General features: G+C 69.2%; 14 protein-coding genes. 8 read left to right on the top strand and 6 right to left on the bottom strand.

What is annotated here, in order from left to right:
* Window positions 1–9: 9 nt before the first annotated feature.
* The 5 genes from H7X47_RS04815 to H7X47_RS04795 form a co-directional block, all read right to left on the bottom strand.
* Window positions 10–645: a DUF6064 family protein gene (locus tag H7X47_RS04815; RefSeq protein WP_193367439.1), complete on the bottom strand. Its 636-nt coding sequence runs from the start codon at window positions 643–645 to the stop codon at window positions 10–12.
* 9 nt (window positions 646–654) lie between these two features.
* A complete protein-coding gene (locus tag H7X47_RS04810) occupies window positions 655–1,587 on the bottom strand; it encodes an aldo/keto reductase (RefSeq protein WP_193367438.1) in 933 nt (310 codons plus the stop codon).
* Between the two features lie 55 nt (window positions 1,588–1,642).
* Complete coding sequence (proC, locus tag H7X47_RS04805) at window positions 1,643–2,458, bottom strand: pyrroline-5-carboxylate reductase (RefSeq protein WP_193367437.1); 816 nt, start codon at window positions 2,456–2,458, stop codon at window positions 1,643–1,645.
* Between the two features lie 35 nt (window positions 2,459–2,493).
* Entirely contained in the window at window positions 2,494–2,994 is a 501-nt protein-coding gene (locus tag H7X47_RS04800) for a type III secretion system chaperone family protein (RefSeq protein WP_193367436.1), read from the bottom strand.
* Between the two features lie 248 nt (window positions 2,995–3,242).
* Entirely contained in the window at window positions 3,243–3,572 is a 330-nt protein-coding gene (locus H7X47_RS04795) for an accessory factor UbiK family protein (RefSeq protein WP_193367435.1), read from the bottom strand.
* A 170-nt stretch (window positions 3,573–3,742) separates the two neighbouring features.
* Between H7X47_RS04795 and H7X47_RS04790 the strand changes: the two genes are divergently transcribed.
* Window positions 3,743–4,777 (top strand): substrate-binding domain-containing protein, encoded by a 1,035-nt coding sequence (locus H7X47_RS04790; protein ID WP_193367434.1) that lies wholly within the window; start codon window positions 3,743–3,745, stop codon window positions 4,775–4,777.
* 28 nt (window positions 4,778–4,805) lie between these two features.
* On the opposite strand, the gene H7X47_RS04785 is transcribed toward H7X47_RS04790, so the two are convergent.
* On the bottom strand, window positions 4,806–5,525 hold the full coding sequence (locus tag H7X47_RS04785; protein WP_193367433.1) for a nucleotidyltransferase domain-containing protein: 720 nt from the start codon (window positions 5,523–5,525) through the stop codon (window positions 4,806–4,808).
* 246 nt (window positions 5,526–5,771) lie between these two features.
* Here H7X47_RS04785 and rfaD point away from each other — a divergent pair, with 246 nt between their 5' ends.
* The 7 genes from rfaD (at window position 5,772) to H7X47_RS04750 (ending at window position 12,903) form a co-directional block, all read left to right on the top strand.
* On the top strand, window positions 5,772–6,770 hold the full coding sequence (rfaD, locus tag H7X47_RS04780) for an ADP-glyceromanno-heptose 6-epimerase (protein WP_193367432.1): 999 nt from the start codon (window positions 5,772–5,774) through the stop codon (window positions 6,768–6,770).
* Between the two features lie 48 nt (window positions 6,771–6,818).
* Window positions 6,819–7,622: a prolipoprotein diacylglyceryl transferase gene (gene lgt / locus H7X47_RS04775; protein WP_193367566.1), complete on the top strand. Its 804-nt coding sequence runs from the start codon at window positions 6,819–6,821 to the stop codon at window positions 7,620–7,622.
* Between the two features lie 12 nt (window positions 7,623–7,634).
* Window positions 7,635–8,774 carry a class I SAM-dependent methyltransferase gene (locus H7X47_RS04770; protein ID WP_319633529.1) on the top strand — a complete coding sequence of 380 codons (1,140 nt, stop codon included), beginning with the start codon at window positions 7,635–7,637 and terminating at the stop codon, window positions 8,772–8,774.
* A gap of 10 nt (window positions 8,775–8,784) precedes the next feature.
* Entirely contained in the window at window positions 8,785–9,552 is a 768-nt protein-coding gene (gene pgeF / locus H7X47_RS04765; protein ID WP_193367431.1) for a peptidoglycan editing factor PgeF, read from the top strand.
* Window positions 9,553–9,572: 20 nt separating this feature from the next.
* Complete coding sequence (locus H7X47_RS04760) at window positions 9,573–10,724, top strand: M24 family metallopeptidase (RefSeq protein ID WP_193367430.1); 1,152 nt, start codon at window positions 9,573–9,575, stop codon at window positions 10,722–10,724.
* Between the two features lie 434 nt (window positions 10,725–11,158).
* Window positions 11,159–12,103, top strand: coding sequence for a ribose-phosphate pyrophosphokinase (locus tag H7X47_RS04755; protein WP_193367429.1), 945 nt, complete (start codon window positions 11,159–11,161; stop codon window positions 12,101–12,103).
* 119 nt (window positions 12,104–12,222) lie between these two features.
* Window positions 12,223–12,903: a 50S ribosomal protein L25/general stress protein Ctc gene (locus H7X47_RS04750; RefSeq protein ID WP_193367428.1), complete on the top strand. Its 681-nt coding sequence runs from the start codon at window positions 12,223–12,225 to the stop codon at window positions 12,901–12,903.
* Window positions 12,904–12,905 lie beyond the last annotated feature (2 nt).

The raw sequence follows: 12,905 nt of genomic DNA, 5'->3' as shown, positions 1-12,905 counted from the left end.
GGCCAACGATCACCCGGCTCGGCGGGGGCGCCAAAGCGTGAGGACCAGCGCCAGCGCGCCCAGCAGCGGCAGGGGCCAGGCTTCCGGCACCGCCAGCGCCCAGGCCGTGGCTCCGGCCAGGGCGCACCAGGCCAGCGGCACCACCATCAGCAGCCAGCGCCCCCGCCCCTCGGCCAGCAGCAGCAGGGCGAGGGTAAAGAGCACCGTCGGGCCGGGCGTGAGGCCGACGATGTGCGCCCCGCCCCAGCCGGCCGCGCCGAAGACGGAGAGCGCCGGCAGGCCGAAGAGCGCCGCGGCGGCAAGGGCCAGCGCGGCCCCGGAGGCCGCCTCCGGGCGGAAGCGGAAGGCAGCCCCTCGCCACACCAGGGCCCAGGCCAGCAGGGCGGCCTGGGCAATGAAGACCCAGCCGTAGACCGACGCCATGAAGTCGAGCGGCGCCATGTGCCGCAGGAAAAACACCAGGCCGCACCACAGCCAGAAACCCACCAGGATCGCGCCGATGATCCGCGCGCCGCCGCGCCGCGGCCAGGCGGCCAGCCCCAAGGCCGCCAGGGCCAGCAGCAGGGCGACCGGCTGGCCCGGCCAGACCGCGGCGTTGTACTGCGCATAGGTGAGCGCCAGCACCTCGGCGTCGTAGGGAAACATCAATCCAGCCTAGAGATTTTCGACATAGTCGACCATGCGCCGGCGCAGCGCGGCGTCGGGCAGGCGGCCGTAGAGCGCGTCCATGTTCTCGGCCATGTGGTCGGCGCGCGAGGTGGCGGGGATGGCGCAGGTGACGGCGGGATGGGAGACGATGAACTTCAGCAGGAACTGGGGCCAGTTGGCGGCGCCGAACTCCCCCGCCCAGTCCGGCAGGGGATGCTTCTCGAAGCGGCGGATCAGGTCCTTGCGGCGGAAGGGCCGGTTCACCAGCACCGCCTGGCCGCGCTCGGCGGCCAGCGGCAGCAAGCGCTGCTCTGCCTCGCGGTCGAGGATGTTGTAGGTGAACTGCACGAAGTCGAGGTCCTGGCTTTTCATCACCGCTTCCAGCTCGTCGTGGCGGCGGCCGTGCGAGGTGGTGACGCCGAGGTAGCGGATATGGCCTTCCGCCTTCATCTCCCGGAGGGTCGCCAGGTGGCCGTCCCAGTTCAGCAGGTTGTGCACCTGCATGAGGTCAAATTTCCCGACGCCCCAGGCGGCGCGCTGCTCGGCCATCTGCGCCGGTCCGTCGTTCTGAAACCAGGTCCAGACCTTGCTGGCGGAAAAGAGCTGCGGCGGCCGTCCGAGCTTCTCCTCTTCAAGCTTCTTGAGGCCGTAGCCGATGACCTCCGCCGAGGTGCCGTACATGGGCGAGCAGTCGATGACCTTGCCGCCGCGGGCAAAAAACTCGCGCAGCACCTCGGCGCGTTCGTCGCGCAGCTTCCTGTCGTCGCCGACGTTGAAGGTGATCCAGGAGCCCATGCCGATGACGGGGATGCTCTCTCCGCTGGACGGAATGGCGCGGGTGATCGGCGCGCCCTGGGCGCGTGCAAGACGGCCCGCGAACGGCAGGGCCGCCAGGCCGCCGAGGACCGCGCGGCGGGAAGTGAGCCAGGCTTTACTCATGTATGAGACATGGCCCCGTCGCCGGGAATGTCAAAGCGGCGCAGGCGGCAGCCGATCAGCCCAGCTCTTTGCTGCGGGCGGTGGCGGCGGCGATGGCGCGGGTCATGAGGGGCTGCAGGCCGTCCTCCGCCATGAGGATCTTCAACGCCTCCAGGGTGGTGCCGCCGGGCGAGGTGACGTTCTCGCGCAAGGTGGAGGCGGGCTCGCTGGCGATGTGCACCAGCTCCCCGGCGCCGGCCACGGTGACGCGGGCGCACTGCATGGCCAGGTCCTCCGGCAGGCCGGCCTCGACGCCGGCTTTCGCCAGGCACTCGATCAGCAGGAAGACGTAGGCCGGGCCGCCGCCGGAAACGGCGGTGACCGCGTCGATGAGGCCCTCGTCGTCGACCCAGGCGGTCTCGCCCACGGCGGAGAGCAGCTCGCCGCAGACCTCCTGCAGCTTCGCGTCGGCCTTGTCGTTGGCGCAGAGCACGGTCATGCCGCGCCCTACGGCGGCCGGGGTGTTGGGCATGGCGCGCACGACGGGCGTCTGCGCGCCCAGTGCCTCTTCGAAGCCGGCGATGCGCCAGCCGGCGGCGATGGAGAGCGCCGCCGCGCCCGCTTCGGCGAAGGCTTTATAGGCGGGCAGCGCCGCGGCCAGCATCTGCGGCTTCACGGCAAAGACGATAAGGGCGGGTTTCAGGTCGCCGGGCAGGCCCGCGGCGTCGGGCGCGTGGTGGACGCCGCGGGCGATGAAGCCCTGCAGGGGTTCCGCGTTGGGCTCGACGATCCAGACGTCGGCGGGGGCGATGCCCTGGCTGAGCCAGCCTTCCAGCAGCGCCCCGCCCATTTTGCCGCAGCCGACCAGCAGCAGCGGTCCACCCAAGTTCATGACACTAGGGGCTTCATGGCATTCCCGGCATGGCGTCAGGCTTCGCCAACCGTCTCCAGCATTGCCGCGTCCAGGGCCTCGCGCACCGGGGAATTGCCCCAGACCACCAGTTGCAGGGCCGGATAGATGCGGTCGCACTCCATGAGAGCGGCCTCCACCAGGTCTTCCAGCTGCTCCAGCGACGCGCCAGGCAGGCCGCGCAGCGGAATGGTGTGGCGGTACATGAGGGCGCCTTCCTCCGACATCAGGTCGAAGTGGCCGAGCCACAGCCGCTCGTTGGCGTGCGCCAGCAGTTCACAGACCTCGCCGCGGCGGGCTTCAGGGACTTTCATGTCGAAGTGGCAGGAAAAGAACATGGAGCTCACGTCCGCCTGCCAGACCGAGTACATGTGATATTCGCACCAATGACCGGACATCTCGATCAAGAGCTCCGACTCGCTGTGGCGGTCGAGGGTCCAGTCGTTGGCGGTACCGAGTTCTTCCAGGAGGTCGAGGGGGTTGATCGGATGGTGGTATTCGGAAACGAGTTCGACCATTGCGATACAGCCTCTTCGGTTGGCGGTGGCAGGGTCGAGCGTCCCACTTGAGCCCGATATATGGAATAAGGCGACGCCGCCGCTACCACATGTAGCGTAGCCTCAATTGATTCCGCTGTGCAACAAAGGATTAGGCACAAATCCGGGGGGAATTGCAGAAAGCTGTGGACGGACGGGCGTCGGCCCCTCAAGCACGAGCCGGCGGTGAACGGCGGCCCCGGCGGGCGCCTCAAGCTGTGCCCGGCCGCTCAGCCGTCGCCCGCGGGCGGCTCGCCCGCCTTGCCGGCCCCCTTGGGGGCGGCCTTCTTCGGCGCCTTCTGGGCCGCCTCAAGGGCCGCCAGGCGCTGTTCCAGCGCCGCCACCTGCTCGGCCAGGGCCTCCTGGCCCTCGCGGGCGGCCACGGCCACGGCCTTCATGGCGTCGAACTCCTCGCGCGGCACCAGGTCCATCTGAGAGAGTACCCGCTCCAGCTGCTCGCGGAAGCGGGCCTCGACCTCGCTGCGCATGCCCGCGGCCACGCCCATGGCGCTGCTCGCCACCTTGGCCATGTCGTCCAGGATCTTGTTCTGGCTTTGCATCGGAACTCCTTTTGCGCGCAGGTCGCGTGGTCTCGCCCCTACTATGACGGCGCGGCCCGGCGGCTTCAACAGGGCGCCTCGCGGGCGCGCGCTTTGCCGCGGCCACGCGTAAGCGCGCTTGCGCGGCGGCCGGGAAGGCGCTTGACTGCCGCCGCAATCAAGAGGGGGCCATGCCGAAGATTTCGCGACTTTCCCTGCCGTTGCTGGTGGGGCCGCTCCTGGCGGCGCTCACCCTGCCGGTTGCCGCGCCGGCGGCCCGGGCCCAGGACGACCCCCGCGAGGCGCTCAGCGTCGTCGCCGGCACCGCCGCCTTCCCCCTGGCCGTGACCGCCGCCGAGCAGTTCAGCGCGAAGACCAACCAGGCCATGCCGGTGGTCGAGCGCCTGGGCAGCAGCCGCGCCTTGCAGGCGTTCTGCGCCGGCCAGGGCCCGCGCTTTGCCGACGCCGCCGTCGCCGAGCGGCGGATGACGCGGGCCGAGCTCAGCACCTGCCAGCGCAAGAACATCGCCGTCACCGAGGCAGTCTTCGGCCACCAGGCGGTGGTGCTGGGCCAGCTTCCGGGCAGCGCGCCGGCCGGCCTCAGCCTGCGCCAGATCTTCCTGGCCCTGGCCCGGCAGGTGCCCCTGGAGGGCAAGCTGGTCGACAACCCCTACCGCCTGTGGAGCGACATCGACTTCGCCCTGCCGGTGGCCCCCATCGAGGTTTACGGGCCGCCGCCGGGCAGCCCGCTGCGCGACGCCTTCATCGAACTGGTTATGGAACCGGCCGCGGCGTCCCTGCCCGAACTACGCGGCTGGACCGCCGGGCAGCGCGCCGCCCTGGCCGGGGCGCTGCGCGCCGACGGCGTCTTCACCGAGCTGGGCGAGGACGAGGCGGAAACCGCCCAGCGCCTGGCCGGAAAGCCGGGCGCGCTGGGCATCTTCAGCTTCAACTTCCTGGAACGCCAGGGCGGGCGCCTCAACGGCCTGGCGGTCGAGGGCGTGAACCCCCGCGCCGCGGCCATCGCCGACGGCCGCTACGCCCCCTCCCGGCCGCTCTATCTCTACGCCAAGCCCGGCCAGGCAAAGGACAGCCCCGGCTTGAACGGCTACCTGGCCGAGGTCCTGGGCCCCGCCGCCGCCGGGCCCGGCGGCTATCTGACCACGCGCGGCCTGGTGCCCCTGCCCGCCGCAAACGCCGGAGGAGTGGCGCCTCCCGCCAACTAGTTTCCTCGAAATCAAGCTGGCCAGCAGCCTAATGGTGCGGCGTTTCCTCGATGTACCCATCAAAGAGTTCGCCGCCGCTGGCCTCGAGGATTTGCCGCCCCAATTCTACGACACGGGTCTTGTCGCTGCTCTTGAAAAGGGCGTCGAAGGCACCCAGGAACGCTGCGGCGAAGTCCGGTTCTTCGTTCTTGAGCACGCGCGGGATCTGTTTGGAAGTTGCTGACCAGCGAGCCTTGCAGCGCCGGTGATGTTCGAACAGCTGACCATAGAGCTGCGTGGAGATCGCCACGATCTCGTCCCGATCTAGTGCAAGCTGCAGCTTGTTAAGCGCATCGGTAATTCGATAGCGGGAAGCATCAAGCTCCACTGCGGACCATGCCCTGGGGCCACGTGCAAGGCGATTCTGCGCCGTTGCACGGATATCCTCGCTGAACATGGAAGCATCCGGCAAGGCGACACCTCCCGCCACCATTTCGATGAGCGCCGGACGTCCACACTCAATATCCTTTTCGAAGAAGCGCATCAGGCTATCAGTGTCGTGACAGAACACCTCCACAGGCCGGTCACCCGACAGGAAAGATCGGCGATAGGGGCTTTCAACCTTGTCATAGACGACCACAAGATCGATGTCGGAGCCTGGCCCGCCCTCGCCGCGCGACAAAGACCCAGCCCAGAAGACCGCAGCGGCCTCACCGAAACGAGACCGCACGATCTCCAGAGCCTGATCGTGGGGCGACAGGGAAGTCATAACAGAAGTCCCCTTTTGGAAGCACCGCTGACTCGTATGATATAGGATCACGATCAACCCAGACTTGGAAAGTCGCCTCGATAACTCGCCCCAATGCCGGAGCTTATTGCTTTCCTTGGCGTTCAGGACAGGTAGTGCCCCCTCTCCGCCGGTTGAACAGAAGGGCTTGAATTCCCAGCACGGGCTTGCGGAGGCTTCGGCCCGGCCTCTATAAGAAGGCGCTTCTAGCAAAGGATCAGCCTGACCATGCTTCTGGTTACCGGCGGCGCCGGCTTCATCGGCTCCAACCTGGTTGCCGCCCTCTGCGACCGGGGCGAGGACGTCATCGTCTGCGACCGCCTGGGCGAGGGCGACAAGTGGCGCAACCTCGCCCACCACGACCTTGAGGACGTGATCCAGCCGGACGAGATGCCGGACTTCCTGCGCTGGGCCGAGGGGCGCCTGACCGGGGTCTTCCACATGGGCGCCATCTCGGCGACCACGGAGACCGACGGCGACGCCCTGCTGGCCAACAACTTCCGCCTTTCCAAGGTGCTGTGGGACCACTGCACCCGCGAGAGGATTCCGCTGATCTACGCCTCCTCGGCCGCCACCTACGGCGACGGCACGCAAGGCTTCGACGACGACGCGAGCCCGGACTACCTGGCGCGCCTCAAGCCCCTCAACGGCTACGGCTGGAGCAAGCAGCTCTTCGACCGCTGGGTCGTGCGGCGCCTGGCCAAGGCGGCGGAGAGCGGCGAGCCCCTGGCGCCGCCGCAGTGGACGGGCCTGAAGTTCTTCAACGTCTACGGCCCCAACGAGTACCACAAGGGCGGCCAGGCCAGCGTCGCCTGGCACCTCTTCGGCCAGCTGCAGCGCGGCGAGCCGGCAAAGCTGTTCCAGTCGCACCACCCGGACTATGCCGACGGCGGCCAGCTGCGCGACTTTATCTGGGTCGGCGACTGCGTCGATGTCATGCTGTGGCTGCTCGACAACTCGGCGGTCAGCGGCCTGTTCAACGTCGGCACCGGCAAGGCGCGCTCCTTCGCCGACCTGGCGCGCGCCGTCTTCGCCGCCACCGAGCGGCCGGAGAACATCAGCTACGTGCCGACGCCGGAGAACATCCGCGACAAGTACCAGTACTTCACCGAGGCCAGGATGGCGCGCCTGCGCGCCGCCGGCTACGACAAGCCCTTCACCGAGCTGGAGGACGGCGTCGCCCGCTACGTGCGCGACTTCCTCTCGCAACCCGATCCCTACCGCTGAGGTCTCATGGCATTCCCGGCTGAGTACGCCGTCACCTCCTTCGGCCAGATGTTGATGGCCCTGCAGCATCCGGACTTCGACCCGGTCGCCTTTTCCATCTGGATCTTCGACGTGCGCTGGTACGCGCTGGCTTACATCGCCGGGCTGGTGCTGGCCTGGCTGTACTGCCGCTGGATGACCAAGCTGCCGCCGCAGCGCCTCAAGCCCGTCGACTTCGACGACTTCCTCTTGTGGGCGACGCTGGGCGTGGTGCTGGGCGGACGCCTCGGCTACATCCTCTTCTACAAGCCCGACTACTACCTGGCGAACCCGCTGGAGGTGGTCTTCATCTGGCGCGGCGGCATGTCGTTCCACGGCGGCCTGCTGGGTGTGCTGGCGGCCATCGGCCTCTTTGCGCGCAGCCGCGGGGTCAGCTATTTCACCCTCTCGGACATCGTCGGCGCGGCCACCCCGATCGGCCTCTGCCTGGGGCGCATCGCCAACTTCATCAACGGCGAGCTCTACGGCCGCACCGCGGACTCGGCGCAGGTGCCCTGGGCCATGGTCTTTCCCCACGCCGGGCCCATCGCGCGCCACCCCAGCCAGCTCTATGAATCGCTGCTCGAGGGCCTGATCCTCTTCCTTGTTCTGCATGTCATGGTGCGCAAAGGGGCGCTGCAGCGCACCGGCCTGCTCTCCGGTGCCTTCATGATCGGCTACGGTCTGGCGCGCATCATCGCCGAGTTCTTCCGCGAGCCCGACGAGTTCCTCTCCTTCGTGCTGCCCGGCATCACCATGGGACAGGCGCTGTCCTTCCCCATGGTGCTGATCGGCATCGCGGTGACCGTCTGGGCGCTGCGCCGCAAGGCGTAAGAGACAAGACCCGTGGTTTCCCTGCTCGACCACCTGCGCCAGCGCCTCGCCCGCGAGGGCGCGCTGACCGTTGCCGACTTCATGGGCGAGGCCCTGACCCATCCGGTCAGCGGCTACTACATGCGCGGCGATCCCTTCGGCGCGCCCAGCCCCTCGGGCGGCGATTTCGTCACCGCCCCGGAGATCAGCCAGATGTTCGGCGAGCTGCTGGGCGTGTGGTGCGCCGACACCTGGATGCGCCTGGGCCAGCCCTCCCCCTGCGCCCTGGTGGAGCTGGGGCCGGGGCGCGGCACCCTGCTGGCCGACGCCCTGCGCGCCACCCGCCAGGTGCCCGGCTTCCACGACGCCCTCGACGTCCACCTCGTCGAGATCAGCCCCGCCCTGCGCGAGCGCCAGCGCGAATCCCTGGGCGCCCATCAGGTGACCTGGCTGGACAACGTCGGGCAGATCCCGGAAGGCCCGCTGCTGCTGATCGCCAACGAGTTCTTCGACGCCCTGCCGGTGCGCCAGTTCGAGCAGACGGCGGAAGGCTGGGCCGAGCGGGTGGTGGTGCTGGGGCCGGACGGCAACCTGGCCTTCGCCCTGGCCGCGCCCAGCGCGGCCAACCGTCCGCTGATCCCCGCGACACTGCGCGACGCCCCGCAAGGGACCGTGGTGGAGGTCTGCCCGGCGGCCCTCAACATCGCCGCCTTCCTGGGCCACCGCCTGGCGCGCCAGCCGGGCGCCGCCCTGATCGTCGACTACGGCCCGGTGAAACCGGCGCCGGGCCCGACCCTGCAGGCGCTGCGCCACCACCGCCACCACGAGGTGCTGGAGGCCCCGGGCAGCGCCGACCTGACCGCCCACGTCGACTTCACGAGCCTGGCCCAGGCGGCGGCCAACGCCGGCTGCGAGACCCACGGCCCCGTGCGCCAGGGCGGTTTCCTGCGGGCGCTCGGCATCGAGCTGCGCGCCGCCCAGCTGGCCGCCGCGGCGCCGGGCGCCGCCGAGGCCATCAGCGCCGCGCGCCGGCGCCTGACCGACCCGGCGGAGATGGGCGACCTCTTCAAGGCGCTCGCCCTCACCTCGCCCGGCTTGGGCGCGCCGGCCGGCTTCGAGGCGGCCTCCCCCCAAGCGCCGGGCCCCCTATCGTCCGGCGGCCAAGATCGTTAGAGTGCCGCCCATGCTGACCATCGGCCGCCTCAACGACCTGCCAAATGTGCGCCACGGCTTCTTCTGCCGCAGCGGCGGCGTCAGCGAGGGACTCTTTTCCAGCCTCAACTGCGGCTACGGCTCCGGCGACCGGCCGGAGAACGTCACCGAGAACCGGCGCCGCGCCATGGAACTGATCGACCTGGAGGGCGACCGCCTGGTCACCGCCTACCAGGTCCACTCGCCGGACGTGGTGGAGGTGCGTGCACCCTGGGCCCGCGACGAGGCCCCCAAGGCCGACGCCATGGTGACCCGCGAGCGCGGCCTGGCGCTCGGCATCCTCACCGCCGACTGCGTGCCGGTGCTCCTCGCCGACGCCGAGGCCGGGGTGGTCGGCGCCGCCCACGCCGGCTGGAAGGGCGCGCTGGACGGGGTGGTGGCGGCCACCGTGGCGGCCATGGTGGAGCTGGGCGCCACGGCCGAGCGCATCGCCGCCGGCATCGGCCCGGCGATCTGCCAGCGCTCCTACGAAGTCGGCCCGGAGTTCCCCGCCCCCTTCCTGGAACAGGACCCCGGCAACGCCGACTTCTTCTGCCCCGGCCAGCGCGAAGGCCATTCCCACTTCGACATCAAGGGCTACGTCGCCCGGCGCCTCGGCGCCGCCGGCCTCAAGACCGTCCAGACCCTGCCCTGCGACACCTGCGCCGAGGAAGAGCGCTTCTACAGCTACCGCCGGTCCTGCCACCGCAAGGAGCCGGACTACGGCCGCGGCCTCTCCGCCATCTACCTGGAACCCTGACGCCCGAAAGCACGACCTTCATGCCCCTGCATTTCAGCGAAGAAGAACTCGCCCAGCGGCGGGACCGGACCTGCCGCCTGCTGGCCGAGGCCGGCCTGGACGGCCTGCTGATCTTTCGGCAGGAGAGCATGTACTACCTGACCGGCTACGACACCTTCGGTTACTGCTTCTTCCAGTGCCTCTACCTGGGCGCCGACGGCCGGCTGATGCTGCTGACCCGGGCGCCGGACCTGCGCCAGGCGCAGCAGACCTCGATGGTCCAGGACATCCGCATCTGGGTCGACCGCCCCGACGCCGAGCCCGCCGCCGAACTGCGCGAGATCCTGCGCGGCTTCGGCTGCGCCGGGAAGAAGCTGGGCGTGGAATACGAGGCCTACGGCCTGACCGCCGCCCAGGGCAAGCGCCTGGAGGCGGCCCTGGAGGGCTTCTGCGCCCTGGAGGACGCCTCCGGCCTGGTCAGCCGCCAGCGCGTGGTGAAGAGCCCGGCGGAGATCGCCTACGTGCGCGAGGCCGCGGGGCTGGCCGACGCCGCCTGGCAGGCCGCCCTGGACAGCGCCGGACCCGGCGCCTTCGAGGGCGACATTCTGGCCGCCATGCACGGCGCCATCTTCAGCCGCGGCGGCGACGACCCCTCCAACGAGTTCATCATCGGCTCCGGCCCCGGCGCCCTGCTGTGCCGCTACTACTCCGGGCGGCGCCACCTGGACCCGCGCGACCAGCTGACCCTGGAGTGGGCCGGCACCTTCCGCCACTACCACGCCGCCATGATGCGCACCCTGCCGATCGGCGAACCGCAGCCCCTGCACGAGGAAATGCACGCCGTGGCCCGCGACGCCCTGCTGGCGGTGGAGGAGAACCTGCGCCCCGGCAAGACCTTCGGCGAGGCCTTCGACGCCCACAGCCGGGTCATGGACGCCGCCGGCTACCAGGCCCACCGCATGAATGCCTGCGGCTATTCCCAGGGCACCACCTTCGCCCCGGTGTGGATGGACTGGCCGATGCTCTACCACGGCAATCCCGTGCCCTTCGAGCCGGGCATGGCGATCTTCTGCCACATGATCCTCTTCAACTCCGAGGAAGGCGTGGCCATGACCCTGGGGCGCACCAGCCTGGTCACCGAGGGGGCGGCGGAGCCCCTGTCCCAGGCTTCCCTGGAGCTGGAAAGCCGCTAGGGAAAGCCGGTAAGGTTAAGCTCCCCGACGCCCCCAAGGCCCCCGGGCGGGGCGGCTCGGAAGCCCCATCGAGAGCTCCCATCGAAAGCAGTGGGCCATGCCGCACCTGACCATCTTCGTCCTCTTCCTCTGCCTCGGCCTCCTGGCCAGCTGCTTCCTGATCTAGGCCCGCCCGCCCGGCGCGCCCGGCGGAAGCCGCAGGCGCACAGCCGGAAGGCTGGTTTTCCGCCGATTCCTCCCCTTGGCGGCGCCTCCCCGGCACCCCGGAGGGCCCGCGCCGGGATGTCCCCAGAAAGTCCGGCCAAGGCCGTTTACAGGGCCGGAGCGCATTGATATGGTCCGCCCGCCTGGGCCCCAGGGGGAGCGCAAGACGGACGAGATTTCGCTGCGCCCGATGATCCGCGCCCAGCAAAACGGGCTCTAGGGATACCGACATGAAAATCATGACCGGGAACAGCAATCGGCCGCTGGCCGAGGCGATTTCCGCCTTTCTGAACCTGGAACTGACCAAGGCCAGCGTGCGCCGTTTCTCGGACATGGAGGTCTTCGTCGAGATCCACGAGAACGTGCGTGGCGAGGATGTCTTCATCATCCAGTCGACCTCCTACCCGGCCAACGACAACCTGATGGAACTGCTGGTCGCCATGGACGCCCTGAAGCGGGCCTCGGCGCGGCGCATCACGGCGGTCCTGCCCTACTTCGGCTACGCCCGCCAGGACCGCAAGTCGGCCCCCCGGACCCCGATTTCGGCCAAGCTGGTGGCCAATCTGATCACCTCCGCCGGGGCCGACCGGGTGCTGACCCTGGAACTCCACGCCGGCCAGATTCAGGGCTTTTTCGACATTCCGACCGACAACCTCTATGCCGCGCCGGTGTTCACCAAGGACATCCTGGAGCGCAACGGCAAGGAGGATCTGACCATCGTCTCCCCCGACGTGGGCGGCGTGGTCCGGGCCCGGGCCATCGCCAAACCGCTTGACGCCGACCTTGCGATCATCGATAAGCGCCGCGAACGTGCCGGGGTCTCCGAGGTGATGAACATCATCGGCGACGTCAAGGGCCGCCGCTGCGTCCTGGTGGACGACATCGTGGATTCGGGCGGCACGCTGTGTAATGCCGCCGTCGCCCTGATGGAAGCCGGCGCCACCGCCGTTTCCGCCTACATTACCCACGGGGTGCTGTCCGGCGGGGCCGTGGCGCGGGTCGCCTCTTCTCCCTTGGAGGAGCTGGTCATGACCGACAGCATCCAGGCGACCGAGGCCGTGCGGGTGGCCCAGAACATCCGCCAGATTTCGATCGCCCCGCTGATCGGCGATGCCATGCAGCGCATCAGCGACGAGCGCTCGGTTTCGAGTTTGTTTAACGTTCCGGCCATGTAAGGCCGCTAGAACGTCTTTTTATGAGCTTTTCCGATGCCGGCACCCCTGGAGGCCGGGTCGGGCGAGGCGGAGGCCGGCGCGGTGCCGGTGTCCGGTTCAATCCGTCAAGGAGTTAGACAATGGCTGACGTAGTTGATTTTCCCGCGGCTTCGCGGGAACGGGCCGGGAAGGGGCCAGCCCGTGCCGCACGTCGCGCCGGGCAGGTGCCGGGCGTGATTTACGGCGCGAAAAAGGATCCCACCCTGATTTCCGTCGAGGAGCGGCTGCTGAACAAGCTGCTGCACCAGGGCGGCTTTTTCTCCACCCTCTTCGACGTGAAGATGGACGGCAAGAGCGAGCGGGTCCTGGCCCGTGACGTGCAGTTCGATCCGGTGACGGACTTCCCGGTCCACATCGATTTCCTGCGTGTCTCCGCGGCCACCAGCGTCAACGTCGAGGTGGCGGTCCACTTCATCAATGAAGAGGAGTGCCCGGGCCTCAAGGAAGGCGGCGTGCTGAACGTGGTGCGCCACGAGATCGAACTCGCCTGCCGCGCGGACGCCATTCCGTCGCAGATCGAGATCGACCTGACCGGCCTGCAGATCGGCGACGGCGTGCACATCTCCATGGTGAAGCTGCCCGACGGCGTGGTGCCGACCATCACCGACCGCGACTTCACCATCGCGACCATCGCCGCCCCGACCGTGGTGCGCGACGAGGCCGCGGAGGAGCAGGAGGCCGCGGCCGAGGGCGAGGGCGAGGGCGAAGCCGAGGCGGCTGCCGAAGGCACGACCGCCGAGGAAGAGTCCAAAGAGGACTAAGC

This window comes from Pelagibius marinus (assembly GCF_014925385.1).
GTDB lineage: Bacteria > Pseudomonadota > Alphaproteobacteria > Kiloniellales > Kiloniellaceae > Pelagibius > Pelagibius marinus.
This window is presented reverse-complemented; position numbering and strand designations above follow the sequence as displayed.

What these genes read in the sequence shown, in the direction of transcription:
- H7X47_RS04795 (WP_193367435.1), bottom strand. Translation starts at nt 3,572, where the DNA reads ATGCAAAGCCAGAACAAGATCCTGGACGACATGGCCAAGGTGGCGAGC.
- proC (WP_193367437.1), bottom strand. Translation starts at nt 2,458, where the DNA reads ATGAACTTGGGTGGACCGCTGCTGCTGGTCGGCTGCGGCAAAATGGGC.
- lgt (WP_193367566.1), top strand. Translation starts at nt 6,819, where the DNA reads ATGTTGATGGCCCTGCAGCATCCGGACTTCGACCCGGTCGCCTTTTCC.
- H7X47_RS04785 (WP_193367433.1), bottom strand. Translation starts at nt 5,525, where the DNA reads ATGACTTCCCTGTCGCCCCACGATCAGGCTCTGGAGATCGTGCGGTCT.
- H7X47_RS04810 (WP_193367438.1), bottom strand. Translation starts at nt 1,587, where the DNA reads ATGAGTAAAGCCTGGCTCACTTCCCGCCGCGCGGTCCTCGGCGGCCTG.
- H7X47_RS04750 (WP_193367428.1), top strand. Translation starts at nt 12,223, where the DNA reads ATGGCTGACGTAGTTGATTTTCCCGCGGCTTCGCGGGAACGGGCCGGG.
- H7X47_RS04755 (WP_193367429.1), top strand. Translation starts at nt 11,159, where the DNA reads ATGAAAATCATGACCGGGAACAGCAATCGGCCGCTGGCCGAGGCGATT.
- H7X47_RS04800 (WP_193367436.1), bottom strand. Translation starts at nt 2,994, where the DNA reads ATGGTCGAACTCGTTTCCGAATACCACCATCCGATCAACCCCCTCGAC.
- H7X47_RS04790 (WP_193367434.1), top strand. Translation starts at nt 3,743, where the DNA reads ATGCCGAAGATTTCGCGACTTTCCCTGCCGTTGCTGGTGGGGCCGCTC.
- rfaD (WP_193367432.1), top strand. Translation starts at nt 5,772, where the DNA reads ATGCTTCTGGTTACCGGCGGCGCCGGCTTCATCGGCTCCAACCTGGTT.
- H7X47_RS04760 (WP_193367430.1), top strand. Translation starts at nt 9,573, where the DNA reads ATGCCCCTGCATTTCAGCGAAGAAGAACTCGCCCAGCGGCGGGACCGG.
- H7X47_RS04815 (WP_193367439.1), bottom strand. Translation starts at nt 645, where the DNA reads ATGTTTCCCTACGACGCCGAGGTGCTGGCGCTCACCTATGCGCAGTAC.
- pgeF (WP_193367431.1), top strand. Translation starts at nt 8,785, where the DNA reads ATGCTGACCATCGGCCGCCTCAACGACCTGCCAAATGTGCGCCACGGC.